Below are 278 nucleotides of genomic sequence, written 5' to 3'. Positions count from 1 at the left end.
TAACGGATACGGAGGACATGCGTATCAGGAAGCTTTTTACATCATCAATGTACATTAATTGTTGAATCTTTGACTGAGTAGCGATTAAGAAGCTGCTCGTACATGTCAGTGACACAGCGCCCTGCATCCCGCAGTGCACGAGAATTAACTAAAGGCCTAGGCAAAATATATGTATAAAAATTGGGCCCCTCTACTGGATTACCGACCACCCATAATGTATTTTGTATTTGCCCTTTAGTGTCTATAGGATGCTGCCGACGGTCAATATCAATACCACC

The 278-nt window shown here is 42.8% G+C and carries 1 pseudogene; it reads right to left on the bottom strand.

The annotated features are described in order from the left end of the window. Positions 1-44: 44 nt before the first annotated feature. A pseudogene (locus ACFILW_RS10790) lies at positions 45-278 on the bottom strand (hypothetical protein); the annotation flags it as partial.

This window comes from Bartonella sp. TT110JLCBS, from assembly GCF_042193405.1.
Classification (GTDB): Bacteria; Pseudomonadota; Alphaproteobacteria; order Rhizobiales; family Rhizobiaceae; genus Bartonella.
Note: the sequence above shows the minus strand (reverse complement) of the source record. Positions and strands in the feature narration are given on the sequence as shown.